Genomic DNA, 25,946 nt, shown 5'->3' on the forward strand with positions numbered 1-25,946 from the left:
ATAATTAGGTGTAGTAAGTGAGTTATGGGGATGCACTAATATTGCATTCGCAAATCGAGGTGATTTGTAGTAATCATTTAAAAGAAAAAAGTTATGGCAAAATTGAGTAGTGTTTTGAAACTAAGAGGACGAGTCGGGAATGTCGTCTTTTGTGAACGGGGCGGGAAACCTTACATGAGGGCTTTGCCGTCGGAGGTGAGGAATCCGAAAACAGAGAAGCAGGAATTGGTGCGCTCGAAATTTAGAGTTGCCGTGGAATTTTACTGTCGGGTGAAAGAAACTCCTATCAGGAAAATCTGGAACGAGTCGGCGGCGGGAATCGCGGTTAACGGGTACGCTCTACACATGAAATTGAACATGAAGGCGTTCAAGGGAGATGGTAGAATCGGGGATTTTTCGCAGATGCATTTTTCGGCAGGGACGAGGCAGAGCGTGTATGATTTGGAAGGAAGGATGGATCAGGAGGGACGGGTGAAATTATACTGGAATAACGGGACGGGAAAGGTGTGTGCCGAGATGGACGACCGGTTGGGGGTGATCGTGATTTACGGGAATCGGGAATTTGTGCCGATGGTCGTGGAGGGTGTGGAAGCCCGGCGGAGGGATGAGCGTGCAAGTTTTCGAGTAGAACGGAAGGAGGGCGTGAAGGTACATTTGTATTGTTTCTTCGTGTCGGAAGAGGGAACGAAGTATTCAAATTCTCAATACATCTGTTTATGAGCGGGTTGAATCCGATAACGAGCGTGGCGGACGCCGTGAGTGGACTGGTGGAACGGCTGACATTGCCTGCTCGTGAGAAGAAACAACTGGAGGCTGACGTGTTGCGCTTGTTGCTGGAAAGAGAAAAGGAGTTGTTGCGGGTACGGGCAGCGTTGTTGCAGGAGGAGGGGAAGGGGAATTGGTTGCAACGGTCGTGGCGGCCTTTGGTGATGCTGACGTTTGCCGCGGTGATTCTGATAGGTACGTTCACGAATATATCGATTCTATCGGATACTTCCCGCTTTTGGGATTTGTTGGAGATTGGGTTGGGCGGATACGTGGTCGGGAGAAGTGGGGAGAAAATTTTGATGACCCTCGCAAAAGGCAGACGCTGATTTTAGATTTATGATTTACGATTTTAGATTATTGATTTAATATTGTTGATATATGGGATTTTCAATTGTAAAACACCGATTGGTGGGGGATGGGGTGATTCGCGTGGATTGCGTGAAGAATACACAGGTTATTGCCGGACCGGATATGATTATATTGCATTATACGGCGGGGGCTAGTGTTATGTCATCGGCTCGTTATCTGGCAAGACCGGATGTGGGGGCTTCGGCTCATCTGGTAATCGGGAGGGCGGGAGAAGTAGTTCAGTTGGTGCCGTTTAATATTGTGGCTTGGCATGCCGGGAGAAGTCGGTACGCGGGACGGAGCGGGTTGAATTATTGTTCGTTGGGGATAGAGTTGGATAATCTGGGACAGCTTCGGCAGGAAGGGGGAAAATTTGTGGCGGAGTGCGGGGTGGTTGTGTCTTTTGAGGATGTGTATGTTGATGAGTCGGGACGGGAAAAAACTTATTGGCATAAGTATACTAAGGTGCAGGAAAGGGTGCTGGCAGAGGTGTGCGGGGTTTTGACAAACTGTTATCCTATTGACGAAATTGTGGGGCATTCGGATGTGACGGAGAGAAAGGTGGATCCCGGACCGGCATTGCGGTTACCGGATTGGATGAGGTATTACTGATTTATGATTTTAGATTTACGATTTTAGATTTACAGATAGAAATCGAGTGTTTATTTTTTTATTTATTCATTTTTAAATTTTATTGTTATGGCAAAATTTAATTCTTATTTATTAGGAAAGGTAACGAAGTCGGTTGGTAACGTGACGATGTGTTACATGAACAAGCAGAATATCGCTAGAGCGAAGATTTTTTCGAGAAAGGACAATCCGACCCCGGAGGTGTTGACTCAACGGGCGAAGATGAAGGCGTTGATCGAATTGTCGCGTTGGCTGCTGCCCGTGGTGCAGAAAGGGTTTCGGGGGATCGGGAGCGGAACGACTTCCAACGCATTCGTTTCTTTGAATATGGGATGCGTGAGTGTTGATGAGGATTACGCGGTAACGGTGGATTATGCCCGGATGCTAGTGGCTGCCGGAATCAGGAATACGCCGAAAGTTTCCGTGACGTATGATTCGGACGCGAGTAAGTATGCGTTCGTGCAGGAGGCTGAAGAAGCGGAAGAGGGATATGCTGCCGGTGATGACTTGGTGTATGCCGTGTTGTATGAAACAGAAGTGCAACGGGCTAGATTGGTGGCATTGCGAGTCCGGGGTGAAGGTGGAAGCACGAGTTATGCGCTGCCTGAAAATTGGTCGGCGGAGAACGTGAAAGCCTATTGTTTCGCGATGAAGAAGGGCGGAAAGGTCTGTTCGAATAGCGTGAGTTTGACGGTAGGGTAATTTGAGAACGAGGGTGCGTTTAACGCACCCTTTGTTTTGTATCTTTGTGTGTTTAAATGCTTGTATTTTAAATTGTTATAATTTTAACAATAAAAAAGTGGGAGAAAGTGGTTTGAAGTGGGAAATATTTTAATAACTTTACATCACTAAATTGGATGAAGAATATGTTGTCGTTTATAGGAGATTATACATGTAAGTTGGATAGCAAAGGACGCTTGGTTGTTCCGGCTGTTTTTCGCAAGGAAATGCAGGCCGGGCAGGAGGGTTCTTTCGTGTTGCAGCGGAATATTTTCGAGACATGTATAGATGTTTATCCCAAGGGCGAATGGTTGCGGCTGGTCGAAGAATTGCGGGCTAAATTGAGCCCGTTCAATCAAGAGCATATGAGGTTCCGGAGAGGTTTTTTTCATGGAGCGCTGGAGGTGGAACTGGATGCTAACGGACGTATTCTGATTCCTCGCAAGATGCTTGAGCAGGTAGCGATAGAGGGTGACGAGATCGTGTTGGTGGGTTTGGATTCGAAGATTGAAATTTGGGATAAAATAAAGTACGAAGAGGGGGCGATGAGTACGGAGGAATTTGTACTTTTGACGGATAAATTGAATTTCGGGAATTTAGGATTGTGATGTATTGAAAATGAGGGTTCAAGGGTAAGAAATTAAATTTAGAAGATATGGAATCGTTGTATCATGTGCCGGTTTTGTTGGAAGAGTCCGTTTCCGGGTTGAATATAGACCCGGAGGGGGTATATCTTGATTTGACTTTCGGAGGTGGTGGTCATTCGAGGGAGATATTAAGACACTTGGGAGGCGGTTGCCTGATAGGATTTGATCAGGATTCTGATGCGTTGGCAAACGTGCCGGATGATAGTCGGTTTATTTTCGTGAATCATAATTTCCGGTATCTGCGGAATTTTTTGCGGTATTGTGGGTATGATAATGCAGACGGTATATTAGCCGATCTGGGGGTATCGTCACACGAGTTTGACGAGGCGGGGCGGGGATTCTCGTTTCGTTTTGACGCGGAACTGGATATGCGCATGAATCGGAGAGGACGATTGAAAGCAACGGATATATTAAATTCGTACAGCGAGGAGGAGCTGATTCGGGTATTCCGGGAGTATGGTGAAGTAGATAATGCCCGCGGGTTGGTCAGCTTGATAATCAAAGCACGGGAGGAGAGGCCGATTGGACGTTCGGAAGAGTTTTTGCAAGTGATTGCGCCTCGTGTCCCGAAACAAAAGGAAAAGAAGTATTTGGCACAAGTGTATCAAGCGTTGCGTATAGAGGTAAACGGGGAATTGGATGCATTGAAAGAGATGTTGCAGCAAGCGGAGTTGGCATTGCGTCCGGGGGGACGATTGGTAGTGATTACCTATCATTCACTGGAAGACCGGATCGTGAAAAATTTCTTGAAGAGTGGGAATTTCGAGGGAAAGATCGAGAAAGATTTTTACGGACACGTGAAACGGAATTTCGAGTTGGTGAACCGTAAAGTGATCGTGCCATCGGATGAAGAGATCGAACGTAATCCGAGGGCCAGAAGTGCTAAATTGAGAATCGCGGAAAAAATATAGTAAGGGTATGAAGTGGTTCAAGAAGAAGAAAGTAAAGGATTTTGTATCTCCTTCGCAGGAACAGAAGGAGGTACTTGCCGAGTCCATGAAAGAGGTGTTGGACGGACGGTTGCTTGCCGATACCGTGTTGCGCCGAAATATGGTTTTTATTCTTTTTCTGACATTGCTTGGTATTTTATACATAGCGAACGGGTATAATACAGAGAAATTGTTTATGAAAAAGGTGGCGTTGGAGAAAGAATTGAGCGACCTGCGCTTTGAATCGGTAACAACCTCGTCGGAATTGATGCGCATCAGTGTGCCGTCGGAGGTGGAAAGACGGGTGAAAGAAGCCGGGTTGGATCTGGTGCAGAGTAAGGAACCGCCGATAAAGATTGAAAGATGAAAAGAGTTTGTAAAGTTTATAAGGTTTGTAAGGTTCCTAAGGTTAGTAGATCCCTGCGGAGTGTTATATTGACGACAGTCGAAACTGTCGATAAATCTTATTGGCTTGTGGACTTTATAAACTTTAAGAACTTTATGAACCTTATAGACTAATTTAGGAATATGGCATCTTCGATGAAACATGAGTTGGCTGGACGACTGGGGCTTGTTTACCTGGTGGTGATCGGGATTGCGGTGTTGATCGTGGTGCAGGCTTTGTACGTTCAGGTGTGGAAAGGGGATGAGTTGAGGAAGCAGGTGCAGAATGTTTCAAGGAAAGATTTTACGGTAGCCCCGATTCGGGGAAATATATATGCCGATGACGGACGTATTCTGGCGAGTTCTGTGCCGTATTATTCGTTAAGGTTTGATTGCGTGGCGGTGGCGGATACATTGTTTAAAAGAAAAGTGGATAGTCTGGCAATTTGCCTGTCGCGGTTTTTCGGGGATGCTCCCGCTTCAGAATACAGGCAAAAGTTGTGGAAAGGGAAATACGGGGCGAAGGCTAATCGTTATCTGTTGATAAACAAGAAGAAAATTTCTTACACCGAATTGATGAAGGTTAAGAAATTTCCTATTTTTCGGGAGAGAGGTACCCGAAGCGGTTTGATTCTCGAACGGGAGAATGTGCGGTTGCAGCCGCATAGAGATTTGGCGTATCGTACCGTGGGATATCTGAATGAGGCGGAAGATGGAACTTTCGAGGGGCGCGTGGGGCTTGAGGGAGCTTTCGAGAAACAATTGCGCGGGGTGCCGGGAAGGAGTTACCGGCAAATGATGTCCGGAAGGTGGATTTCCGTGACGGTAGATGAACCGATAGACGGGAATGATGTGGTGACGACTATAAACGTGGATTGTCAAGATATCGTGCAAGGGGCATTGACTCGCCAGTTGGAATATTATAAGGCGAATGCCGGTACGGCTATTTTAATGGACGTGAAGACGGGGGATATCAAGGCAATTGCGAATGTGTCGAAAACGGCAACGGGTTACCGTGAGGTGTTGAATAACGCGATCGGTGATGCTGCCGAACCGGGGTCGGTAATCAAGGCGGCTACTATGGTAGCCCTGTTGGAGGACGGGTACGTGCTGCCCACGGACACGATAGATTTGGGTAAAGGGATATACACGCATAACGGGGTAACTTTACGGGAGTCCAGAACTCCTATCGGGAAAGTAACCGTACAGTCTATTTTCGAGCGTTCTCTGAATGGAATCACGGAACTGGTATATGAACATTATCGCGAGCAACCGGAAAAATTCGTGAACCGTTTGTACGCGATGGGGTTGAACCGAAAGGTGGGTATTGATATAGTGGGGGAAGCGGAGCCTTATATCAAGTATCCCACGGATAAGTCGTGGAGCGGTACTTCTTTGCGGTGGATGAGTTTCGGGTACGAGTTGCAGGTGACTCCGTTACAAGTGTTGGCGTTTTACAATGCTTTGGCAAATGACGGCAAGAAAATGAAACCCCGTATCGTGAAAGAGATCCGGGAGGGTAGCCGGGTGATAGAGCGTTTTGAGCCTGAGGTGGCTATGAATAAAATATGCAGCAAGCAGACGCTGGCTTATATGCGACAGATGATGGAGGGGGTCGTGGAGAACGGAACTGCCAAAAATCTGAAAAATGCAGCTTGTAAGATAGCGGGTAAAACAGGAACGGCAAAGGTGGCGGCAGGGAAAAAGGGGTACAAGGCGGAGCCGAAGTATCGGGCAAGTTTCGTGGGATATTTTCCGGCAGACAAACCTCTGTACTCGTGTATTGTCGTGGTGGATAATCCCTCCACGTCGGTGGGATATTACGGTAATGTGGTTTCGGGAAATGTGTTCCGGGAGATTGCCGACAAGGTATATTCAATGGCGTCATTGATGAGGCACGATGAGCAGGAGGAAGAAATAGACCAGACTCTGCCTATCAGTCAGAATGGGTTGAAGGATGATTTTTTGGCTATATATGACGAGTTGGGTATTGACGTGACGGACGAGGCGGGGAATGCCGATTGGGTGATGACGTCACGGGATAAAGAGGGGAAGGAGTTTGAACTGAAAGCCCGGAGCGTGGATTTCTCCGTGGTGCCGAACGTGAAAGGGATGGGTTTACGGGATGCCTTATACTTGCTGGAGAATAGCGGGCTGAAAGTCGGGGTGAGCGGAGCGGGTACCGTAAGCAGTCAATCGTTGACACCGGGGCAGCGGGTGCAGAAGGGAAGTTATGTAGGGATAGTACTGAAGTAATTTTAGATTTAAAATTTTAGATTTTAGATTGAAAAGATAATAATTTAGAGCAATGAAATTAAGGGATTTGTTAGAAGGGATAGCTTGTGAGATTGTGCAAGGGGATTCGGGTGTAGAGATACACGCGATTCATTTCGATTCCCGGAAGGTTGGTAAAGGGGATGTATTTGTTGCCCAGCGGGGTGTTAGTGTTGACGGGCATGCATTTATCGGCAAGGCGGTTGCCTTGGGTGCGGTTGGCGTGATTTGTGAAGATGTGCCGGAAAGCCTACCGGACGGGGTAACCGTGGTAAAGGTGGCGAATTCATCGGATGCGTTGGGATGGATGGCATCCGCTTATTACGGGCATCCGTCGCGGGAAATGAAACTTGTCGGGGTGACCGGAACGAACGGGAAGACGACAACGGCGACATTGCTGTACGAGGTGGCACGGTTGTCGGGTAAACAAGCCGGTTTGTTATCGACGGTTTGTAATTACGTGGGGGACGAGAAAGTACATGCTACACATACGACACCAGATGCATTGGAGATTAATTCACTGATGCGGCGTATGGTGGACGAGGGGTGCGAATATTGTTTTATGGAGGTGAGTTCCCATGCGGCGGATCAGCGACGTGTTAGCGGTTTGGATTTTGACGGTGCTATATTTTCAAATATTACACACGATCATTTGGATTACCACAAAACGTTTCGGGCGTATATCGAGGCGAAGAAGGGATTTTTCGATCGTTTGTCCGCGAAGGCTTTCGCGTTGACGAATGCGGACGACAAGAATGGTATGGTCATGTTGCAGAACACGAAAGCACGTAAATATACTTACTCCTGCAAGCGTATGGCGGATTTTAATTGTAAAATATTGGAACGCCATTTGGACAGCATGTTATTATTGCTGGACGGGAGTGAGGTTTGGACAAAGTTTACGGGAGATTTTAACGCATATAATTTGCTTGCCGTGTATTCTGCGGCTCGCTTGTTAGGCTTCGAGAAAGAAGAGTTGTTGCCCGTGATGAGTATGTTGGTTCCGGTGTCGGGACGATTTGAAACAATTCTGTCCCGGGATGGAATTATGGCGATCGTGGATTATGCCCACACGCCGGATGCTTTGGAGAATGTGTTATCGACAATCAGCGGGTTGAAAAAAGACGGTAAGGTGATTACCGTGGTCGGTGCCGGTGGTGACCGTGACCGGACGAAGCGTCCGGAGATGGCGGAGGTGGCTTGTCGATTGAGCGACCGGGTTGTGTTGACTTCCGACAATCCTCGAAGCGAGGAACCCACGGCGATTATAGAGGATATGCGTGCGGGAGTACCGGAGGATGCCCGTGATTGGGTGTTGGCGATAACCGACCGGAAGGAGGCGATACGTACGGCACTGATGCTGGCAAAACCGGACGATATTGTGCTGGTTGCCGGTAAAGGACATGAGGATTATCAGGAAATAAAAGGAGTGAAACATCATTTTGATGATAAAGAGATTATAAAGGAAATATTTAAGTTGTAGTGTCATGTTTTACCACATTTTCGATTATTTAGAGCAGTTTGATTTTCCCGGGGCCGGAATGTTCCAGTATATCACATTCCGATCGGCTTGTGCCGTGATTTTGTCTTTGTTGATAGCCACGGTGGTTGGAAAGCGGATTATCCGTATTTTGCAAAAACAGCAGGTTGGAGAGGAGATTCGCGATCTCGGACTGGAAGGGCAGATGCAGAAGAAAGGAACCCCAACGATGGGAGGGATTATTATCCTGTTGGCGATATTAATACCCGTGATTTTGTTTGCGCGGTTGGATAACGTGTATATCCAATTGATGCTTGTGGCTACGGTGTGGCTCGGGTTGATCGGTTTTCTGGATGATTATATCAAAGTATTTAGAAAGCACAAGGAGGGATTGAAAGGACGTTTCAAGGTGATCGGGCAGGTCGGTTTGGGATTGATCGTGGGGGTGACCTTGTACGTGAGCGATGACGTGGTGATTCGCGAGAAAGCTATGTTGTCGGAAGTGGGTGTAGTGACAAGTACGGTAGATGAGGGATTCTCCGAGGAGAATAGTAAAACCTTGTTGACGAAAGACGTGAAATCGACCAGAACAACTATTCCATTCTTCAAGAATAACGAGTTCGATTACGCTTGGTTCGGGGCTCTTTTCGGGAAATATGCCGAACCGATCGGATGGATCGTGTTTATCTTGATCACGATATTTATCGTGACAGCCGTGTCGAACGGGGCAAACTTGACGGACGGGCTTGACGGTCTTGCGACGGGAACGTCCGCGATAGTCGGTGCCACGTTGGGGATACTGGCGTATGTTTCGGGTAACATGGTGTATGCCGATTACCTGAATATCATGTATATCCCACATTCCGGGGAACTGGTGGTATTTATTGCTGCCTTTATCGGTGCCACGATCGGATTCTTGTGGTACAATTCGTATCCGGCACAAGTCTTTATGGGCGACACGGGAAGTTTGTCATTGGGAGGTATTATCGCGGTATTCGCTATCATGATTCATAAAGAATTATTGATTCCGATCCTTTGTGGTATATTCCTCGTGGAGAATTTGTCGGTAGCCATGCAGGTAAGCTATTTCAAGTACACGAAGAGAAAGTTCGGAGAGGGACGGAGAATATTTCTGATGTCGCCTCTGCATCATCATTTTCAGAAGAAGGGTATTCCGGAGCCGAAGATCGTGACTCGTTTCTGGATTGTGGGAATAGCGTTAGCTGTGATAACAATAGTGACATTAAAGATTCGGTAAGTTTAATAATTTCGGATTTATGATTTTAGATTGAAGAATTGTAAATCATAAATCGTAAATCATAAATATATGAAACGCTTGGTTATTTTAGGGGGAGGAGAAAGCGGAGCGGGGGCTGCCCGGTTAGGGAAAAAGTTGGGATACGAGGTTTTCTTATCAGATAAAGGGAAATTGGCTGACAAGTACAAGGAAGTATTGGAAGAGTTGGGTGTAGAGTACGAGGAGGGGCAACATACCGAAACAAAGATATTTACTGCCGATATCGTGGTAAAGAGTCCGGGGATACCGGATAAATTACCGATGATAGTCGGTTTGCGGGAACGGGGGATCGAGGTGATTTCGGAAATCGAGTTTGCCGGACGGCACACGGATGCAAAAATGTATTGTATCACGGGAAGCAACGGAAAGACGACGACCACGTTGTTGTTGTATCATATATTGAAAGAAGCCGGGTATGACGTGGGGTTGGCAGGGAATGTCGGGAATAGTCTGGCGGCACAGGTGGCGGATAATCTGCATCGCGTGTACGTGGTGGAGTTGTCCAGTTTCCAGTTGGACGGGATGTTCCGCTTCCGGTGTGATACAGCGATATTGACGAATATTACTCCTGATCATTTAGACCGTTATGATTATAAGTTCGAGAACTATGCTCGTTCTAAATTCCGTATCTTGAATAACATGAGGGCGGAAGATTTGTTTATCTACGGGTATGACTGTGACGTGGTACGGGAACGTGTCGAACAGGAAAACATCGTACCGGAGGCAGCCGGGTTTACCTATTCGGCAGATAATCGTTTGAACGCGTATATGGACGGGAATACCGTGATTGCCCGATGGGGGGAACGGACTTTCTGCATTGACAAGAAAGAAATTACGATACAGGGACGGCATAACGTGTATAACGCGATGGCAGCTATATTGGCAGCCTTGAAGGCGGGTGTCAGTGATGCGAATTTGAGAAAGGGATTGACGACATTCCCGCAGGTGGAACACCGTTTGGAAACGGTTGAAGTCATCGAGGGGGTGACTTATATAAATGATTCGAAGGCAACGAACGTGGATTCGACATGGTACGCGTTGGATAGTATGCATGCCCCCGTAGTATGGATTGCCGGGGGAACGGATAAAGGAAATGATTATAGCGTGTTGTTTGACCTTGTACGGGAAAAAGTAAAATTATTAATCTGCATGGGGGTAGACAATAAGAAATTGATAGACTCCTTTTCTCCAATTTGTGAGGTGGTGGATACGCATAGCTTGGAGGATACCATGAAAGTGGCATCAACCCGTGCCGTGAGTGGCGATGTCGTGTTGCTTTCTCCTTGTTGTGCCAGTTTTGATTTATTCAAAAATTACGAGAACCGGGGGGAATTGTTTAAAGAAAAAGTGAGAGAACTCAAGGAGTTCTGTGATTGAAGAAGTTGTGAATCATAAATCGTAAATTGTAATGGGCAGGATAATTAACAAGCTGAGTTTGAAGGGCGACAGGATATTGGGAATCGTGGTTATAGCTTTAATGCTGATCTCGTTATTGGTCGTGTATTCTTCCACGGGAAGTCTGGCTTTCCGCGTGCGCGGGGGAGATACCAGCTTTTACCTGTTAAAACAGCTTTTCTTGTTGGTGGGCTGTTATGGGGTTATCTTGCTCACGCAATCTTGCCATTATAAATATTTATTGTCTTTTGCCACGTTTATTCTATTGGCTTCTTTTGGTTTTCTGGTATTGGCAAAAGTAATGGGTGCCACGTTGAACGACACGGAGCGGTGGATAAAGATATTCGGAATTTCATTCCAGCCGTCGGAGTTCGCGAAATTAGCGGTAATCATATTTTGTGCCCGTGCAATCGCGTTTGAACAGACCGAAAAAGGATGCGATGACAATGTGTTATTGCGGATGTTGTGGGTAGTCCCGATACTTTTCTTGATTTTTATGGAGAACTTTTCTACTTCGGCATTGTTGGGAGGAGTCTGTTTGTTTATGCTATTCGTGGGACGGTTGAGTTTGAAGACATTCAGTAAGATTATCGGGGGACTTGTATTGCTTGTCGTATTGCTTGTGGCGGCACTTTTTATTGTGCCGGAGAAACAATTGGGCAAGGTCGGGCGTCTGTTGACGGTGAAAAGCCGATTGGAGGCATTTTTTGTTCCCTCGAAAGCGAATAAAGATGATTCTTATCAATCGGATCAAGCGAAAATAGCCGTGGCACGAGGCGGATTGTTCAAGGTGGCTCCGGGAACCAGTGTACAGCGTAATTTTCTGCCGCATCCCTATTCTGATTTTATTTTCGCGATAATTGTAGAAGAATACGGATTGGGGGGGGCCGGGGTGGTTATGCTATTATACTTGATCATACTCTATCGTGTGGGGGTGATCGTGCGACGATGCACGAGAATGTTCCCGGCAATGCTGGTGACCGGGTTGGGTTTGTGTATTGTATTGCAGGCCTTAATAAACATGGGGGTTTGCGTGGGCTTGTTCCCCGTGACCGGACAGCCTTTGCCGCTGGTAAGTATGGGGGGAACTTCCCTGTTATTCACGAGTGCGGCATTCGGGATGATATTGAGTGTCAGTCATACCTTCTCTGAAGAGGGGGAGCGGGAAGCGAAAGAGAAGCTGAAAGTGGCAACGACGGAAGAAGAAATATAAAGAAATAGAATACTATGAAAAAGGTGATTATCAGCGGAGGAGGAACAGGAGGGCATATATTCCCGGCACTCTCGATAGCAAATGCTTTAAAGCGTTTGGATAAAGATATTGATATTCTGTTCGTGGGGGCAGAGGGTAAGATGGAGATGGAGAAAGTACCTGAGGCGGGATATCGAATCGTGGGTTTGCCTGTTCGCGGGTTGCAACGGAAATTGACGTTGAATAACTTGAAAGTGGCGTGGAACCTTTGGCGAAGTCTGCGGAAAGCCAAACGAATCGTGAAAGAGTTCAAGCCGGATGTCGTGGTAGGAGTCGGGGGATACGCCAGTGGTCCTATCGGTCGGGTGGCGGCGAACGCGGGAGTGCCTTTGGTATTGCAGGAGCAGAACTCTTATGCCGGGGTGACCAATAAACTATTGGCGAAGAAAGCCGAGAAGATTTGTGTGGCTTACGAGGGGATGGAACGTTTTTTCCCGAAAGAGAAAATTATATTCACGGGTAATCCCGTGCGGAAGGATTTGTTGAATGCCTTGGGAGAACGGGAAGAAGGTATTGTTTTTTACGGTTTGAACCCGAAGAAAAAGACTGTGCTTGTAACCGGGGGTAGTCTTGGTGCCGGATCGATTAATAAGGCTATGGTGCGATGGTTGGAACGTATTGCCGGATGGGAAGACGTGCAGGTAATCTGGCAGTGCGGTAGTTATTACCACAAGCAACTGGAAGCGGAGTTGAAAGAGCGTTTGCCGGAGAACGTGAAGTTTATGCCTTTCTTGAAACGTATGGATTTGGCGTATGCTTGCGCTGATCTTGTGGTGGCAAGGGCGGGAGCCGGAACGATTTCAGAATTGTGTTTGCTGGGAAAAGCTGTTGTTCTGGTGCCTTCGCCGAACGTGGCGGAAGATCACCAAACCAAGAATGCGATGGCTCTGGTCCATAAACAAGCTGCCGTTATGGTAAAAGATAACGAGGTCGTCGAACGTCTGGGTGATGTGATGGAAGATTTATTAAAGAACGATACCGAACGCAAAGTTTTGTCCGATCATATCTTGGCGTTAGCAATGAAAGATTCGGATGAGATTATCGCGAACGAAATCTTGAAGATTATAAATAGTGGGCAAGCTAAAATCTAAAATTATGGATATTGATAATGTAAAAGCAATATATTTTGTGGGAATCGGGGGGATAGGTATGAGTGCCTTGGCGCGTTATTTCAAGATTATGGGATATCACGTGGCCGGGTACGATAAGACAGAATCACCTTTGACGAGAAAGATGACCGATGAGGAGGAATTTGATATCACGTACGAGGATGATGAGGCAAGAATTGGGGAGGTATTTCGGGATAAGACGCACACGCTTGTGGTGTACACGCCTGCCGTGCCGAAAGAGAACCGAATATTGAGTTTCTTCCGGGATAATGGCTACGCTTTGCACAAACGTGCGGAGGTGTTGGGGTTTCTTTCCCGAAGCAAAAAAGCTCTTTGTATAGCGGGGACGCACGGGAAAACGACGACGACGACGATGTTGGCGTTTTTGCTGAAAAATTCACATGTCGGATGTAGTGCTTTTTTAGGGGGAATATCTTCTAATTATGGAACGAACTTGTTGATTGACAAGGAATCGGATTACGTGGTGATCGAGGCGGACGAGTATGATCGGTCGTTTTTGCATCTGCATCCGGAAATAGCGGTGATTACAGCCATGGATGCCGATCATCTGGATATATACGGGACTCACGAGGAATTGTTGAAAGCCTTCGAGGAGTTTGCCTTACAAACTCGGGGGCAACTTTTCTTGAGAAAAGGTTTGGAATTGAAAAGGCGGGAAATTACCGGACACTACGCGGCAGGAGAGAAAACGGATTATTATGCCGACCGTTTACGGGTAGATAACGGTAGTTTTTTATTTGATTATATCGGGAAAGATATCGAAATTCGGGATTTGCGATTGTGTTTCCCGGGACGTGTGAACGTGGAGAACGCTACGGCGGCAATCACTGTGGCTTTGCATGCGGGGGTGACTGCCGAGGAAATTCGGGATGCTTTACCTTTGTTCAAAGGAGTGTCAAGACGATTTGATATACACGCGAAAACGGATCGAGTTCTGTACATGGATGATTATGCCCATCACCCGCGGGAGATTGAGGCATCGCTTTCGTCTGTACGGGAGATGTGGCCGGAGAAGAAGTTGATTGTTGCTTTTCAGCCTCACCTGTATTCGCGGACGAACGATTTCTATCCGGATTTCGCGAAGAGTTTGAGTCTGGCGGATTTAGTGATATTGTTGGATATATATCCGGCACGGGAACAACCTATACCGGGGGTAACTTCGGCTCTGATAGCCGATCGTTTGTCCGTGCCTTGTGTTCGGGTGACGAAAGAAGACTTTCCGGCATACGTGAGAGAACACGTGACGGACGGACTCTTCGTGACCATGGGAGCCGGGGATATAGACCGCTTTATTCCGGTATTTACTGATATGTTTAATACAGCAAATCATTGATGAAACGCGTACTACCATACATATTATCTTGCATTTTGCTTGTTTACCTGATAATTGTGCTTACCTTTGTGGCGACAAAATTGGGGGAGGTAACATGTAGAGGGGTGCGGATTGCTGTCAAGAATACGGATGTTAATATGTTCGTGGACGAGGAGGATATCATGAAAGCGATAAAGAAGGGGTATGGGGACATAACGAACAAAAGTATTATGGCAGTAAATAAAGATAGTTTGGAAAGGATACTTGTCAAAAATCCGATGATAAAATCGGCTCAGGTTTACTACAGTTTAGACGGCTATATCCATGTGAGTATCAAGCAACGTGAACCTGTTTTGAGAGTAATGACGGGTGAGGGTTACTACGTTGATAGTGACGGGAAAGTAATGCCGTTGTCTTCTAAGTTTACTTCCAGGGTTGTTGTTGCAACCGGTGATATTAGTAAGAAATACGCGTGCGAGAAGTTAGCTCCGTTCGTGATGTCCTTGAGGGACGATTCGTTTTTGGATGCCTACATCGAGCAATTGATCGTGAGATCGAACGAGGATATTGTGATGATTCCCAAAGTAGGTGATTTCAGAATCATACTCGGTAAGGTCGAAAATAGCCGGGAGCGCTTGGATAAACTGATATTGTTCTTGAAGAACGGTATCGCTAAAAAAGGTTGGAATCATTACAAGGAAGTCAATTTAAAATTTGATAACCAAGTAGTTTGTGTTAGAAAATAAAAAATAGATATTATGGGATTTGTAGCTTCTTTAGATATGGGCTCTGAAAAAATGGTAATGGCTCTCGGGGAAACATCCGGGGGAGAATGCCGTTTGGTCGGAATAGAGAGTGTTGCTTCTCAAGGTATCCACCGGGGAATGGTGGTCGATAGGCTTCGGGTGAAGTCTTGTGTACAACGTTTACTTGATAAATTCAAGCAGGAACACGAGATGCATATCGATGCGTTGAATATCGCCTTGGCGGGGGAATGGGTGCAACAGGTAGAGGAGCGGGAAGTGTCAAAATTCTCTCGGATGAGAAGAATAGAAGAGAGTGATTTACTGGAGCTGGAAAAGAAATGCCGCGGTAATGTCAATTTGGATATGGAAGAGATCGTGGACGTGGTACCCTTCGGTTATTGGTTGGACGGGGAGGCGGAGAGTGAGCCGATCGGTTGTGAAGCGAGGCGGTTGGAGATAGATTTTTATGTTTACGTCGCGAGAAAGCGTATGCTGGAAGGATTACGCCAAGCATTGAACGAGTCCGGGATAGAGAAAATTAATTTTTACTCGGCGGCGACTGCAGCCCAGAAAGCACTGGTAGTACGGGGGCGGAAAGGCGCGAGAGATTTCGCCTTGATCGATCTGGGTGCTGAAAGCGTGAAAATACACGTGTTCCGGGATGGAATGATCGCGTATGACGAAGTATTGCCATTGGGGTGCAATACCGTGGAGCGGGATATAAATACGGCTTTTTCAATCGAGAGCATGGCGAGTGCCAAGAAATTGAAACACGAATACGGAATGGCATTACAAGCCGAGTGTAAAAGTCGTAAGATAATGATACCGGATACAAAATATTGTATTGATTTGCAGGATATGGTACACGTGGAGCAATGCCGTTTGGAGGAGTTGTTGGAAGGGGCGATCTGGCAGATATTGAAAAGCGGTTACTACAAGGAATTGGAAGACGGTATATTGTTGACAGGAGGAGGTAGTCGGGTGCAAGGAATTGATACTCTATTGAATCGTTTGTCAAAACATCCAATAAGTATGGCAAGCGTGATGACGGTAAAATCTGCCAAAGAAACACCTTTGAAAGCACCGGAGAATCTGACGGTTCTGGGGTTGTTGCGTTGCGAACGCAAGGAAACGAAGAAAAGAGGTTGGTTTGATAGTTTTTTTAAAGAATAATGATATAACACGTTTCAGCTATGTGGAATGAAGATGCGTTATTGGATTTGAGGATTCCGGAGCAGGATGAGTCGATTATCAAAGTAATCGGTGTCGGGGGAGGCGGAAGCAATGCCGTCAATCACATGTGCCGACAGGGTATCCGGGGGGTGGAGTTCGTCGTGTGCAACACGGATATACAAGCTCTGCGGATCAGTCCCGTGAAGAATAGAATACAGATCGGAAAGGAACTTACTGAGGGACGTGGAGCGGGCAGTTTGCCGGAACGCGGTAAACAGTCGGCGATAGAGAGTCTGGATTATATCAAGACCATACTCGAACGGAACACGAAAATGGTATTCATCACGGCAGGTATGGGGGGAGGAACCGGAACGGGGGCAGCCCCGGTGATAGCCAAACAGGCTAGAGAGTTGGGGATACTGACGATAGGTATCGTGACCATTCCTTTTAGTTTCGAGGGACGCAGGCGTGTGGAACAAGCCATGGAAGGAGTTGACGAACTGTCGGAATACGTGGATGCCTTGTTAATCATCTGTAACGAGAAATTACGGGATATGTACGGTAACTTGAAGCTGTCAAAGGCTTTCGAGATGGCGGATAACGTGTTGACCATAGCGGCAAAGAGTATCGCGGAGATCATTACCTTGAAAGGGTTCGTGAACGTCGACTTTGCAGACGTGGAAGTCGTGATGCGGAATAGCGGGGTGGCGCTGATGGGAGCCGGGGAATCGGCAGGAGAGAATCGTGCCATGGAAGCCGTGCAGATGGCTTTGGAATCCCCTCTGCTGAATAGTAACGATATCCGGGGAGCTTCCAATATATTGCTGAATATGTTGTACGGCTCGAAAGAAATCACGATGGACGAGATCACGTTAATCACCGATTACGTGAAAGAACTGGTCGGACGGGATGTAGATGTCATCTGGGGAGCCGGAAAAGACGAGTCGTTGAACGAGGAGCTGCACGTGGCGGTTATCGCTACCGGGTTTAATAATTCTCCGGTGGACACTAGACGGAAGGCGCCTACATTCAAGGTGGAACGGGTAGATGATCTGGAGATGAAATTGGAGAGTGCGAAAGAGGTCGAGGAAGAACAACGTCGCCGGAAACAACAGGTAGAAGAAAATCGTCGCATGCGTCGGGAACAGGAAGACCAACAACGTCGTGCCGCACGAGAGCGAGAGGAACGGGAGCGAAAGACGTGGCGGGATGATGAAGAGATGAGGGAATTTGAAGATTCGGATGATGAACCGTTGTTCAAACGGAAACGGAATATACGTGAGCATAACGAGGAATATGACCGGGAGTTCGAGCGGGAGAGAGGACGTAAGAGAGGATTGAACGAGGTGCCCGACGTGGATAGCTGGTTCAAGCGTAAGTTAGGAAATATGTTCAATGAAGATATGAGCAGGGATTCTGAAATGTAAAATGTATTGTCATGGTAGATGGATTGATCAATTTTAATCAGTACGAGATAACGACACCAATTATTAAAGTGATCGGTGTCGGGGGAGGTGGCGGTAATGCTGTCGAATACATGTACCGGCAAGGAATATGTGATGTGGACTTCGTGCTTTGTAACACGGATTCGCAGGCATTGAACCAGAGCCCGATAAAAACTCGCATTCAATTGGGAACCGGACTGGGTGCGGGCAACCGTGCGGAAGTCGGTGAAGCGGCAGCTCTCGAAAGTGTGGATGAAATTCGGGGGTTGTTGAGCGTGAACACGAAAATGGTATTCATCACGGCAGCCATGGGAGGCGGAACCGGAACGGGAGCGGCTCCCGTGATAGCCAAACTTGCCAAGGAAATGGGTATCCTGACGGTAGGGATCGTGACGATACCGGCACGTTTCGAGGGACCGAAACGGTTGGAACAAGCCCGTGTCGGGGTGAGTAAAATGAAAGATTACGTGGATTCTCTTATCATTATCGATAACGAGAAAATACAGAGAATATACGGACCGCAACCTTTGTCCTGTGCTTTTGGCAAGGCGAACGATGTATTGAATATTGCGGCAAAAGGTATTGCCGAGATTATTACTTTGCCGGGATACATTAACGTGGACTTCGCGGATGTGCGTACCGTGATGACCGATAGCGGTATCGCTATCATGGGGGCGGCGCAGGCAGCCGGAGAAGAACGGGCGCACCGGGTTATAGCGGATGCTTTGAATAGCCCCTTGTTGAACAAGAATGATTTGGCAGGAGCAAAGGATATATTGTTGAACATCACGTCGGGTACGGACGAGATCACGATGGACGAGATGAACGAGATCACCTCGTATGTCATACGGGAGGTCGGGGATAATGCTGCTATAATATGGGGTGTGGGAACCGACGAATCGTTGGGTGATGCCATATCCGTGACGATTATAGCCACGGGATTCCCCATGGACGACGTGGATACGATACCGATTCCCGGTCCGAAGAATGCGGTGGCGACAGAGGAAGTGACGGAACCCGGCAGGAAAAAAGAATTGGAGAAAGGAGCGATCAATTACGTGGAGGAACTGCTAAAAGAAACAGACGTGGTGCTTCGGGCTGATTTGTCGCGGGAACAGATAAAAGAATTAGAGGAAACTCCGGCCTATACGCGGAGACATATTAAAATAGACAGAACCTAGCGATTTCGGATTTTACGATTTTAGATTTTAGATTTTAGATTGGAAACCACACGATGGTTTCAGTGAAAATTGAAGAAGCTTTGGAAAAGTTGCCCGTCAACTTTTAATTGTAATCGAAAATCGAGAATCGAGAGGGTAAATTAAAACAGTTTAATGGAAAAATTTAGAGAATTAGGAGTAAGCGAGGAGATGCTTAAAGGAATCGCGGATTTAGGGTTTGAAACACCGAGTCCGGTACAGGAAAAAGCAATCCCCGTTATTTTAGGAGAAGAGAACGATTTAGTAGTATTGGCTCAGACCGGGACGGGAAAAACGGCCGCATTCGGGTTGCCGCTGTTACAGAAAATTGAGCCGGAGTGGAATAATGTTCAAGTCTTGATTTTAAGCCCCACGCGTGAATTGTGCGTGCAGATTGGGAATGACTTGAAAAACTACTCCAAGTATCGTAAAGATATCCGTGTGACGTGTGTGTATGGAGGTACGGATATTAAAAGACAAATCAAAGATTTGCAGAGAGGTGTACACGTGGTCGTGGCTACACCGGGGCGTTTGGTCGATTTGCTGAATCGTAAGGCTATTAACATCGAGAGCGTGTTTGCCGTCGTGCTGGACGAGGCAGACGAGATGCTGAACATGGGATTCCAAGAAGATTTGGATTTTATCTTGAGTAATACGCCCAAGGAAAAGAACACGTATCTTTTCTCGGCAACCATGCCAAAAGAGGTGGAACGGATTGCCCGCAATTATCTGGTAAACCAACAGGAGATATCTGTCGGTAAAAAGAATCAGGGAGCCGACACCGTATCACATCAGTATTATATGGTGCGTGCCAAGGATTGTTACGAAACATTGCGTCGTATCATAGACTGTGCGCCGAGTATGTATGCCATTATCTTTACCCGCACGAAAAATGACGCGCAAGAAATTGCCAAGCACTTGCAACGGGACGGGATTGATTGCGATGCATTGCATGGTGATTTGAGTCAGGCACAACGCGACAGCGTGATGAATGCTTTCCGGGCAAAACGTTTGAAAGTGCTGGTAGCCACGGATGTGGCGGCACGCGGATTGGACGTGGATACATTGACACATGTGATCAACTATAATTTGCCGGAAGATGTAGAGAGTTATACACATCGTAGCGGTAGAACCGGGCGTGCCGGAAAAGAGGGAATTTCGATAGCGATCATCCACTCGAAAGAGAAAGGAAAATTGCGTCGGGTAGAGAATATGCTTAAAAAAGAATTTAAATACATGTCCGTGCCGGGTGGAGAAGAGATTTGTCGGGCACAGTTGGCGTTCTACGCCGATAAGATCCTTACTTCAGAGGAATACGAGGATATGGATGTGTATGCACAGGATGTATATGATAAATTTGCCGAATTTACGAAAGAAGAATTACTCCGCCATCTGGTGTCTTACGAGTTCGGACGGTTGTTGCAGAAATACAAGAATACCAATGATCTGAATATTGAGGATGATGATCGCGGAGGACGTTCGGAAAGAGGAGAGCGCCGTGATCGTAGAGGACGTGACGGGGATACCGTGTACAGTACTTTCACGTTGAATGTCGGTCGGGAAGACGGTTTGACTCCGAAAGATCTGATGTCCTTGATTAACAAATATTCCCGTCGTCGGGGTATCGGTGTCGGAGGAATCCGCATTTTCGATACGGACACGAAGTTCGAGATTGATGAGGAAAGTGCATCTGATTTTGAAGTTGATTTCAGTAAGGTGCTTTTCAACGGAATACCATTGGAAATCAAGGCTATTCCTACCCGTGACCGCGGACGTCGTCGGGATGATCGGGGTAGAGGTAATTTCTCCGGTAGAAGAGATCGGCGTTCCAATGACCGTGGCGGTGATTCTCGTGACCGTGGCGGACGCCGTGAAGACCGCGGCGGAAGCGGTAACGGCGGAAAACGTAGAGGCAGACCGGGAAGTGACCCGAAAAAGCCTAGAAATTTCAACAGATCTTCTTCTCGGAGCTAAATAATTTGTAAATTTGAAGATGTAGAGACATAAACTACATCTTCAATTTTCTTCATTTTTAAATAAGACATTATGGAAGTTTACAGTGCAAAATTTGTGACAAGTAACACGGATGTGAGTAAATGTCCGGAACCTGACAGACACGAGTACGCGTTTATCGGGCGATCAAACGTGGGAAAATCCTCGTTGATTAATATGCTGACGAACCACAGTAAACTGGCCAAAACATCCGCCAGTCCCGGAAAGACACAGTTAATAAACCATTTTTTGATTGATGACAAATGGTATTTGGTCGATTTACCGGGATACGGGTATGCCCGTACATCAAAAACACAAAGGTCGCAATTTAGTGCCATGATCAAGAATTATATTTTGAAACGGGAAAATATGGTTTGTCTATTCGTGTTGATAGACAGCCGCCATGAACCGTTAAAAATCGATTTGGAATTTATGGAATGGTTGGGGGAAAACGGAGTACCTTTCGTGATGGTATTCACGAAAGCAGACAAATTATCCACCACGGAACGTATGAATTGCATCGCCAAATATCACGAGGGGATGAAGGACACGTGGGAGAGTATGCCGATAACCTTTATGACTTCTGCCGAAACCAAGTTGGGACGGGTAGAATTGTTATCTTATATTGATGAGCTGAATCAATTGGAGCTGGAACCAATGGAGTGAGATTTGATTTAGAAGAAAAGAAGCGTAAATAAGCGGGTAGAAATCTAAAATCGACAATCTTAAATCTAAAATTTCAATGACTCCTATCGGTTTATATCAATTAAACAGTCTGGTGAAACAAGAGTTGAAAAACCGTTTCCCGGATACTTTCTTGGTGATTGCCGAGATCGCGGACGTGAAAGAAAACCGTTCGGGGCATTGTTACCTAGAACTCGTGGAGAAGCGGGAGGGGGATGATGCCGTTATTGCCACGGCAAGAGCAACGATATGGGCTTTCACCTATCGGATGTTGAAACCGTATTTCGAAACAACGACAGGCAAATCCCTGCAAAGAGGGATAAAAGTCCTTGTCAGCGTGGAGATCGTTTTTCACGAGCTGTACGGCTATTCACTGAATATAAAAAATATTGATCCTACTTTCACGGTAGGTGATTTGGAGCGTAAGCGAAAAGAAATTATCGACCGCTTGACACAAGAGGGAGTGATTGACATGAATCGGGAGTTGGAACTACCCATGCTTCCGAAAACGATAGCCGTGATATCCTCTCCGACAGCGGCGGGGTACGGGGATTTCACGGATCAATTGCATCGGAACGTGTACGGTTACGCCTTTCATACCAAGTTATTCCCTGCCGTTATGCAAGGGGAGAAAACAACGGAATCGGTGATTGCCGCACTGGAAAGGATATACGAGTACGAGTCGCTTTTCGACGTGGTGGTTATTATTCGCGGTGGTGGTTCTCAAACGGATTTGGGAAGTTTTGATTCGTATGACTTGGCGGCAAATGTGGCACAATTCCCGATTCCTGTACTCGCGGGCATCGGGCATGAACGGGATGAAACTATCGTTGATCGGGTGGCGTACCGTAGTGTAAAGACTCCCACGGCGGCAGCAGCATTCCTGATCGAACGATTCAATGAAGCGGAGGGACGCTTGGAAATAGCCAAAGAGAGTTTGATGCGGGGAGCTAAACGATTGTTGCAGGACGAGAAAACCCGGCAAGTGGTAAAGATTACCGAATTAAAACAGTTCACCCGTTTATTTTTGGAGGGACAGGAAAACCGTTTGATTCTGGGTTCCCGACGTGCCAATCATGCCTCGGAATTGTTTCTGGGGAATCAAATGAATTATTTGGAACGATTGAAAACACAATTCGGGGTGAAAGTCGCGGAGATACTGACAGCAAACCGTTATTTTCTGGAACTGGCGGAAACCAAGATGAAATACGCCGATCCGAAAAATATACTGGAGAAGGGATTCTCTATTACCCGTGTAAACGGGAAAGCCGTGCGGGACAGTGTTCTCGTGCGGGATGGAGATATTCTGGAAACGGAATTGTTTAAGGGTGTGATACGAAGTGAAGTTAAAGATATAGATAAATAAAGGAATTATTATGGAAGAGAATTTGACCTATAAATCAGCGATGGAGGAGATTGAGAACTTGGTAAAACTCTTGGAAGAAAATAAGTTGGATGTAGACGAGTTGCGAGAAAAAGTAAAGCGGATAGCCGTGCTTGTCGAATTTTGTAAAGAGAAATTACACAGTACGGAGGAAGAAGTAAACAAGGTGTTGAAATCCATTGCCGAATGATGAACTTCTGGGGAACCGTTATTGTTCTCTTGTTGACATTTGGTCAAGGAATCGCACAGAATCCCGATAAATTGCAAGCCTTGTGGCAGCAGGAGGGACTGAAACATGCGGCGATCGGCGTGAGCGTGAAGAATGTCGCCGGCGGCGAAGTCGTGTATGAACATAACCCCGGAATGGCTTTGCGTCCGGCTTCCGTGTTGAAGCTATTGCCCACCTCGTTGGCTTTGAAGTTGAAAGGTGACTCGTTGACCTATCAAACTAAAGTATTTTACACGGGAGAGATAAAAGAAGGGCTCCTTCAAGGAAATATCGTTATAGAGGCCGGGGGTGATCCCTGTCTTGATTCGAAGTATTTCAAAGATGCTGTCTTTACGAAACGTTTGGTGGATTCGATCGTCGGACTGGGTATAAGACGTATCGAAGGAGCCGTTATTATTCAGGGCGAGGGGGAACAACCTTATATTCCGGGTTCGTGGCCTTGGGAGGATATTGCCAATTACTACGGGGCTTTGTATCACCCGTTCAATTATCGGGATAACACGTACACGGTCACTTTGGCATCCGGGAAACCGGGAACACGTACCCGTGTCGTATCTGTCATCCCGTCAGTGCCGGGAGTGAAATTACAAAATGAGGTTTTAGCCTCCGTGAAGCAACAGGATGACGCGTGGATATATGGTGGTCCGGAGGCTTCCGTGCTGTTGGCGCGAGGGACTATACCTGCCAACCGTTCTTCTTTTGCCGTGAAAGGAGCTATGCATAAACCGGCATCGGTTTTTCGGGCAGAGATAGAGAAAGAATTGAAAGCGAAAAACATTATCTTGGAAAAGAAAAAAGGTGTTTCTACCGAATGTTGCGAATGGTTTACTGTTGAATCTCCGTTACTAAAAGAAATCGTTTTCTACACGAATAAAAATAGCGTGAATCTCTTTGCCGAAGCATTGGGTGCGCTGGTAAACCCTTCGGATTTTGAAACTACGGTGAAACAAGAATTAAGTGTTATCGGCATTGATTCATCGGGAATCACGATAAAGGATGCTTGCGGGCTTTCTCCGTCTAATGCCTTGCCTGCAGAGGTAATCACGGATTTGCTATTATGGGCGAAAAGTCATTTGGGAGATTCTTTTTTTGCTTCCTTACCCCGAGGCGGTATTGACAGGGGGCTGCGTGTATATTCAGCCGATCCGGTATTAGGCGGTAATTTAAGAGCGAAAACGGGTTCTATGTTTGGAGTGCGTGCCTTGGCCGGATATTTGTCAACACGGAATGGAGAAACATTGGCATTCACCATATTCGTGAATAACTACACGGGCGACCCGGTGAAAATTCAAGAAACTATACGGGATTTTTTGCGAGAACTGGCAAACAGTTAGTAAAGTTCATAAGATGCATGCACCTTATGAACTTTATAAACTTATTTATTCATTTTTGAACGTGGCATCTCCGAAAGCCAACATCGGTAACGTGATGAAACCGAAGAAAATGGTTGCAATCGTGAATCCGACGCCTTTACCGAATTTGGCAAGGAACTCGTGTAACATGATGATAGAAAACACGAGGTTTGCAATCGGCACGAAAATGATGATCAAAAGCCACCACCACGGTCTGTTGATGATTTGAAGCATCACGTAAATGTTGTAAATAGGGATAATACCTTCCCAACCTTGTCTGCCGGCTTTTTCGAAGATTTTCCACATGGAAACCAACATCAAAACGACAATAAGCAGATAAATTAATCCGACCATAATTTTGAATTTTTAATTAAACATTTATAGTTTGAATGAATATTACTCCACGTTTAGCACACATGCTAAGTATGGCGCAAAAGTATAAAAATTGAATGTTCTGCAAAAGTTTTTTGCTATATTCTTATAAAGTTTTTACACTTGAACGGTAGAAAGATAAAAGTAACCACAATCTTTGATCGTTTCACAAAATTGAATACCTTTGCCCGAGGTTCGGGATTAGGATTGGCGATATGTAAGATGCTGGTTGAAAAAATGGGCGGAGATATATCTGTCGAATCCGAAGGGGATAAAGGTTCTATTTTTAAATTTACAATTCCTTATCAAGAAATTGCAATCGAAACAGGAATGAACGATATGGAAAATAATGAAACAAAAGAAAGCGTAAGTGCCGGTAGAACAATTCTGGTCGCGGAAGATGTTGAGAGTAGTTACCTTTTATTGAAAGCTATTATCGGAAAAATTTATACATTGGTTCACGCGTGGGATGGGCAAGAAGCAATAGATTTATTCAAACAATCAAACCCCGACCTTATCCTCATGGATATAAAAATGCCGGTACTGGATGGTTTGGCTGCAACCCGTGTGATTCGGGCGGAATCTAAAGAGGTACCAATCATAGCCTTAACCGCTTTCGCTTTTGATGACGACCGGGTGAAAGCATTGGAAGCCGGATGTAATGATTATCTGACAAAACCATTATCAGCTAACTTGTTAAAAGAAACGATAGCGAAATATCTTAAATAAATAGTCCATAAAATTCATAAGGTTTATAAAGTCTATAAGGTAATAATACCACTTTATAAACCTTACGAATTTTAT

The 25,946-nt window shown here is 46.2% G+C and carries 25 protein-coding genes; 24 read left to right on the forward strand and 1 reads right to left on the reverse strand.

Features of this window, described 5'->3' with window-relative positions; genetic code table 11:
* Positions 1–93 precede the first annotated feature (93 nt).
* From Q5866_RS09385 to dacB, 23 genes are all read left to right on the forward strand, one after another.
* Positions 94–720: a DUF6266 family protein gene (locus tag Q5866_RS09385; protein WP_303179933.1), complete on the forward strand. Its 627-nt coding sequence runs from the start codon at positions 94–96 to the stop codon at positions 718–720.
* Positions 717–1,094: a 3TM-type holin gene (locus tag Q5866_RS09390; RefSeq protein WP_099293275.1), complete on the forward strand. Its 378-nt coding sequence runs from the start codon at positions 717–719 to the stop codon at positions 1,092–1,094. The genes Q5866_RS09385 and Q5866_RS09390 overlap by 4 nt, the downstream gene beginning before the upstream one ends.
* Positions 1,095–1,146: 52 nt before the next feature.
* The gene (locus Q5866_RS09395; RefSeq protein ID WP_099293273.1) at positions 1,147–1,728 is read left to right on the forward strand and encodes an N-acetylmuramoyl-L-alanine amidase; all 582 of its coding nucleotides are present in this window, start codon (positions 1,147–1,149) and stop codon (positions 1,726–1,728) included.
* An 87-nt stretch (positions 1,729–1,815) separates the two neighbouring features.
* A complete protein-coding gene (locus tag Q5866_RS09400; protein WP_186976540.1) occupies positions 1,816–2,448 on the forward strand; it encodes a DUF6266 family protein in 633 nt (210 codons plus the stop codon).
* Positions 2,449–2,612: 164 nt separating this feature from the next.
* Positions 2,613–3,074: a division/cell wall cluster transcriptional repressor MraZ gene (gene mraZ / locus Q5866_RS09405; RefSeq protein WP_099294671.1), complete on the forward strand. Its 462-nt coding sequence runs from the start codon at positions 2,613–2,615 to the stop codon at positions 3,072–3,074.
* 47 nt (positions 3,075–3,121) lie between these two features.
* Entirely contained in the window at positions 3,122–4,024 is a 903-nt protein-coding gene (gene rsmH / locus Q5866_RS09410) for a 16S rRNA (cytosine(1402)-N(4))-methyltransferase RsmH (RefSeq protein ID WP_303179934.1), read from the forward strand.
* 7 nt (positions 4,025–4,031) lie between these two features.
* A complete protein-coding gene (locus tag Q5866_RS09415) occupies positions 4,032–4,409 on the forward strand; it encodes an FtsL-like putative cell division protein (protein WP_099293267.1) in 378 nt (125 codons plus the stop codon).
* Positions 4,410–4,570: 161 nt separating this feature from the next.
* On the forward strand, positions 4,571–6,682 hold the full coding sequence (locus Q5866_RS09420) for a penicillin-binding protein (protein ID WP_303179935.1): 2,112 nt from the start codon (positions 4,571–4,573) through the stop codon (positions 6,680–6,682).
* Between the two features lie 52 nt (positions 6,683–6,734).
* On the forward strand, positions 6,735–8,183 hold the full coding sequence (locus tag Q5866_RS09425) for a UDP-N-acetylmuramoyl-L-alanyl-D-glutamate--2,6-diaminopimelate ligase (protein ID WP_303179936.1): 1,449 nt from the start codon (positions 6,735–6,737) through the stop codon (positions 8,181–8,183).
* Positions 8,184–8,187: 4 nt separating this feature from the next.
* Positions 8,188–9,438, forward strand: coding sequence for a phospho-N-acetylmuramoyl-pentapeptide-transferase (gene mraY / locus Q5866_RS09430; RefSeq protein WP_099293263.1), 1,251 nt, complete (start codon positions 8,188–8,190; stop codon positions 9,436–9,438).
* A 69-nt stretch (positions 9,439–9,507) separates the two neighbouring features.
* Positions 9,508–10,854, forward strand: a complete 1,347-nt coding sequence (murD, locus tag Q5866_RS09435; protein ID WP_303179937.1) for a UDP-N-acetylmuramoyl-L-alanine--D-glutamate ligase — start codon at positions 9,508–9,510, stop codon at positions 10,852–10,854.
* Between the two features lie 31 nt (positions 10,855–10,885).
* Positions 10,886–12,085: an FtsW/RodA/SpoVE family cell cycle protein gene (locus Q5866_RS09440; protein WP_186976552.1), complete on the forward strand. Its 1,200-nt coding sequence runs from the start codon at positions 10,886–10,888 to the stop codon at positions 12,083–12,085.
* A 14-nt stretch (positions 12,086–12,099) separates the two neighbouring features.
* Positions 12,100–13,215 (forward strand): undecaprenyldiphospho-muramoylpentapeptide beta-N-acetylglucosaminyltransferase, encoded by a 1,116-nt coding sequence (murG, locus tag Q5866_RS09445; protein WP_303179938.1) that lies wholly within the window; start codon positions 12,100–12,102, stop codon positions 13,213–13,215.
* Positions 13,216–13,219: 4 nt separating this feature from the next.
* Positions 13,220–14,587, forward strand: a complete 1,368-nt coding sequence (gene murC / locus Q5866_RS09450) for a UDP-N-acetylmuramate--L-alanine ligase (RefSeq protein ID WP_303179939.1) — start codon at positions 13,220–13,222, stop codon at positions 14,585–14,587.
* A 68-nt stretch (positions 14,588–14,655) separates the two neighbouring features.
* Positions 14,656–15,312 carry a cell division protein FtsQ/DivIB gene (locus Q5866_RS09455; protein ID WP_303179940.1) on the forward strand — a complete coding sequence of 219 codons (657 nt, stop codon included), beginning with the start codon at positions 14,656–14,658 and terminating at the stop codon, positions 15,310–15,312.
* A gap of 12 nt (positions 15,313–15,324) precedes the next feature.
* Positions 15,325–16,485: a cell division FtsA domain-containing protein gene (locus tag Q5866_RS09460; RefSeq protein ID WP_303179941.1), complete on the forward strand. Its 1,161-nt coding sequence runs from the start codon at positions 15,325–15,327 to the stop codon at positions 16,483–16,485.
* Positions 16,486–16,505: 20 nt separating this feature from the next.
* Positions 16,506–17,912, forward strand: coding sequence for a cell division protein FtsZ (gene ftsZ, locus Q5866_RS09465; protein WP_227215520.1), 1,407 nt, complete (start codon positions 16,506–16,508; stop codon positions 17,910–17,912).
* 11 nt (positions 17,913–17,923) lie between these two features.
* On the forward strand, positions 17,924–19,111 hold the full coding sequence (gene ftsZ / locus Q5866_RS09470) for a cell division protein FtsZ (RefSeq protein ID WP_186976563.1): 1,188 nt from the start codon (positions 17,924–17,926) through the stop codon (positions 19,109–19,111).
* 153 nt (positions 19,112–19,264) lie between these two features.
* Positions 19,265–21,103, forward strand: a complete 1,839-nt coding sequence (locus Q5866_RS09475) for a DEAD/DEAH box helicase (protein WP_303179942.1) — start codon at positions 19,265–19,267, stop codon at positions 21,101–21,103.
* A gap of 72 nt (positions 21,104–21,175) precedes the next feature.
* Complete coding sequence (gene yihA, locus Q5866_RS09480) at positions 21,176–21,787, forward strand: ribosome biogenesis GTP-binding protein YihA/YsxC (RefSeq protein WP_099293243.1); 612 nt, start codon at positions 21,176–21,178, stop codon at positions 21,785–21,787.
* A 76-nt stretch (positions 21,788–21,863) separates the two neighbouring features.
* On the forward strand, positions 21,864–23,171 hold the full coding sequence (xseA, locus tag Q5866_RS09485) for an exodeoxyribonuclease VII large subunit (protein ID WP_099293241.1): 1,308 nt from the start codon (positions 21,864–21,866) through the stop codon (positions 23,169–23,171).
* A gap of 10 nt (positions 23,172–23,181) precedes the next feature.
* Positions 23,182–23,379, forward strand: coding sequence for an exodeoxyribonuclease VII small subunit (gene xseB, locus Q5866_RS09490; protein WP_099293239.1), 198 nt, complete (start codon positions 23,182–23,184; stop codon positions 23,377–23,379).
* Positions 23,376–24,752, forward strand: a complete 1,377-nt coding sequence (dacB, locus tag Q5866_RS09495) for a D-alanyl-D-alanine carboxypeptidase/D-alanyl-D-alanine-endopeptidase (RefSeq protein WP_303179943.1) — start codon at positions 23,376–23,378, stop codon at positions 24,750–24,752. The genes xseB and dacB overlap by 4 nt, the downstream gene beginning before the upstream one ends.
* Before the next feature lie 45 nt (positions 24,753–24,797).
* On the opposite strand, the gene Q5866_RS09500 is transcribed toward dacB, so the two are convergent.
* On the reverse strand, positions 24,798–25,124 hold the full coding sequence (locus Q5866_RS09500) for a DUF5684 domain-containing protein (protein ID WP_186976569.1): 327 nt from the start codon (positions 25,122–25,124) through the stop codon (positions 24,798–24,800).
* Positions 25,125–25,265: 141 nt separating this feature from the next.
* Between Q5866_RS09500 and Q5866_RS09505 the strand changes: the two genes are divergently transcribed.
* Positions 25,266–25,871, forward strand: a complete 606-nt coding sequence (locus Q5866_RS09505) for a response regulator (protein WP_303179944.1) — start codon at positions 25,266–25,268, stop codon at positions 25,869–25,871.
* Positions 25,872–25,946: the final 75 nt, after the last annotated feature.

It is taken from the genome of uncultured Butyricimonas sp. (genome assembly GCF_959596855.1).
GTDB classification, from domain to species: domain Bacteria; phylum Bacteroidota; class Bacteroidia; order Bacteroidales; family Marinifilaceae; genus Butyricimonas; species Butyricimonas muris.

Bases quoted from the DNA above. Each gene is read 5' to 3' on its own strand.
- Q5866_RS09385 (WP_303179933.1), top strand. From the start codon at position 94: ATGGCAAAATTGAGTAGTGTTTTGAAACTAAGAGGACGAGTCGGGAAT.
- Q5866_RS09390 (WP_099293275.1), top strand. From the start codon at position 717: ATGAGCGGGTTGAATCCGATAACGAGCGTGGCGGACGCCGTGAGTGGA.
- Q5866_RS09395 (WP_099293273.1), top strand. From the start codon at position 1,147: ATGGGATTTTCAATTGTAAAACACCGATTGGTGGGGGATGGGGTGATT.
- Q5866_RS09400 (WP_186976540.1), top strand. From the start codon at position 1,816: ATGGCAAAATTTAATTCTTATTTATTAGGAAAGGTAACGAAGTCGGTT.
- mraZ (WP_099294671.1), top strand. From the start codon at position 2,613: ATGTTGTCGTTTATAGGAGATTATACATGTAAGTTGGATAGCAAAGGA.
- rsmH (WP_303179934.1), top strand. From the start codon at position 3,122: ATGGAATCGTTGTATCATGTGCCGGTTTTGTTGGAAGAGTCCGTTTCC.
- Q5866_RS09415 (WP_099293267.1), top strand. From the start codon at position 4,032: ATGAAGTGGTTCAAGAAGAAGAAAGTAAAGGATTTTGTATCTCCTTCG.
- Q5866_RS09420 (WP_303179935.1), top strand. From the start codon at position 4,571: ATGGCATCTTCGATGAAACATGAGTTGGCTGGACGACTGGGGCTTGTT.
- Q5866_RS09425 (WP_303179936.1), top strand. From the start codon at position 6,735: ATGAAATTAAGGGATTTGTTAGAAGGGATAGCTTGTGAGATTGTGCAA.
- mraY (WP_099293263.1), top strand. From the start codon at position 8,188: ATGTTTTACCACATTTTCGATTATTTAGAGCAGTTTGATTTTCCCGGG.
- murD (WP_303179937.1), top strand. From the start codon at position 9,508: ATGAAACGCTTGGTTATTTTAGGGGGAGGAGAAAGCGGAGCGGGGGCT.
- Q5866_RS09440 (WP_186976552.1), top strand. From the start codon at position 10,886: ATGGGCAGGATAATTAACAAGCTGAGTTTGAAGGGCGACAGGATATTG.
- murG (WP_303179938.1), top strand. From the start codon at position 12,100: ATGAAAAAGGTGATTATCAGCGGAGGAGGAACAGGAGGGCATATATTC.
- murC (WP_303179939.1), top strand. From the start codon at position 13,220: ATGGATATTGATAATGTAAAAGCAATATATTTTGTGGGAATCGGGGGG.
- Q5866_RS09460 (WP_303179941.1), top strand. From the start codon at position 15,325: ATGGGATTTGTAGCTTCTTTAGATATGGGCTCTGAAAAAATGGTAATG.
- ftsZ (WP_227215520.1), top strand. From the start codon at position 16,506: ATGTGGAATGAAGATGCGTTATTGGATTTGAGGATTCCGGAGCAGGAT.
- ftsZ (WP_186976563.1), top strand. From the start codon at position 17,924: ATGGTAGATGGATTGATCAATTTTAATCAGTACGAGATAACGACACCA.
- Q5866_RS09475 (WP_303179942.1), top strand. From the start codon at position 19,265: ATGGAAAAATTTAGAGAATTAGGAGTAAGCGAGGAGATGCTTAAAGGA.
- yihA (WP_099293243.1), top strand. From the start codon at position 21,176: ATGGAAGTTTACAGTGCAAAATTTGTGACAAGTAACACGGATGTGAGT.
- xseA (WP_099293241.1), top strand. From the start codon at position 21,864: ATGACTCCTATCGGTTTATATCAATTAAACAGTCTGGTGAAACAAGAG.
- xseB (WP_099293239.1), top strand. From the start codon at position 23,182: ATGGAAGAGAATTTGACCTATAAATCAGCGATGGAGGAGATTGAGAAC.
- dacB (WP_303179943.1), top strand. From the start codon at position 23,376: ATGATGAACTTCTGGGGAACCGTTATTGTTCTCTTGTTGACATTTGGT.
- Q5866_RS09500 (WP_186976569.1), bottom strand. From the start codon at position 25,124: ATGGTCGGATTAATTTATCTGCTTATTGTCGTTTTGATGTTGGTTTCC.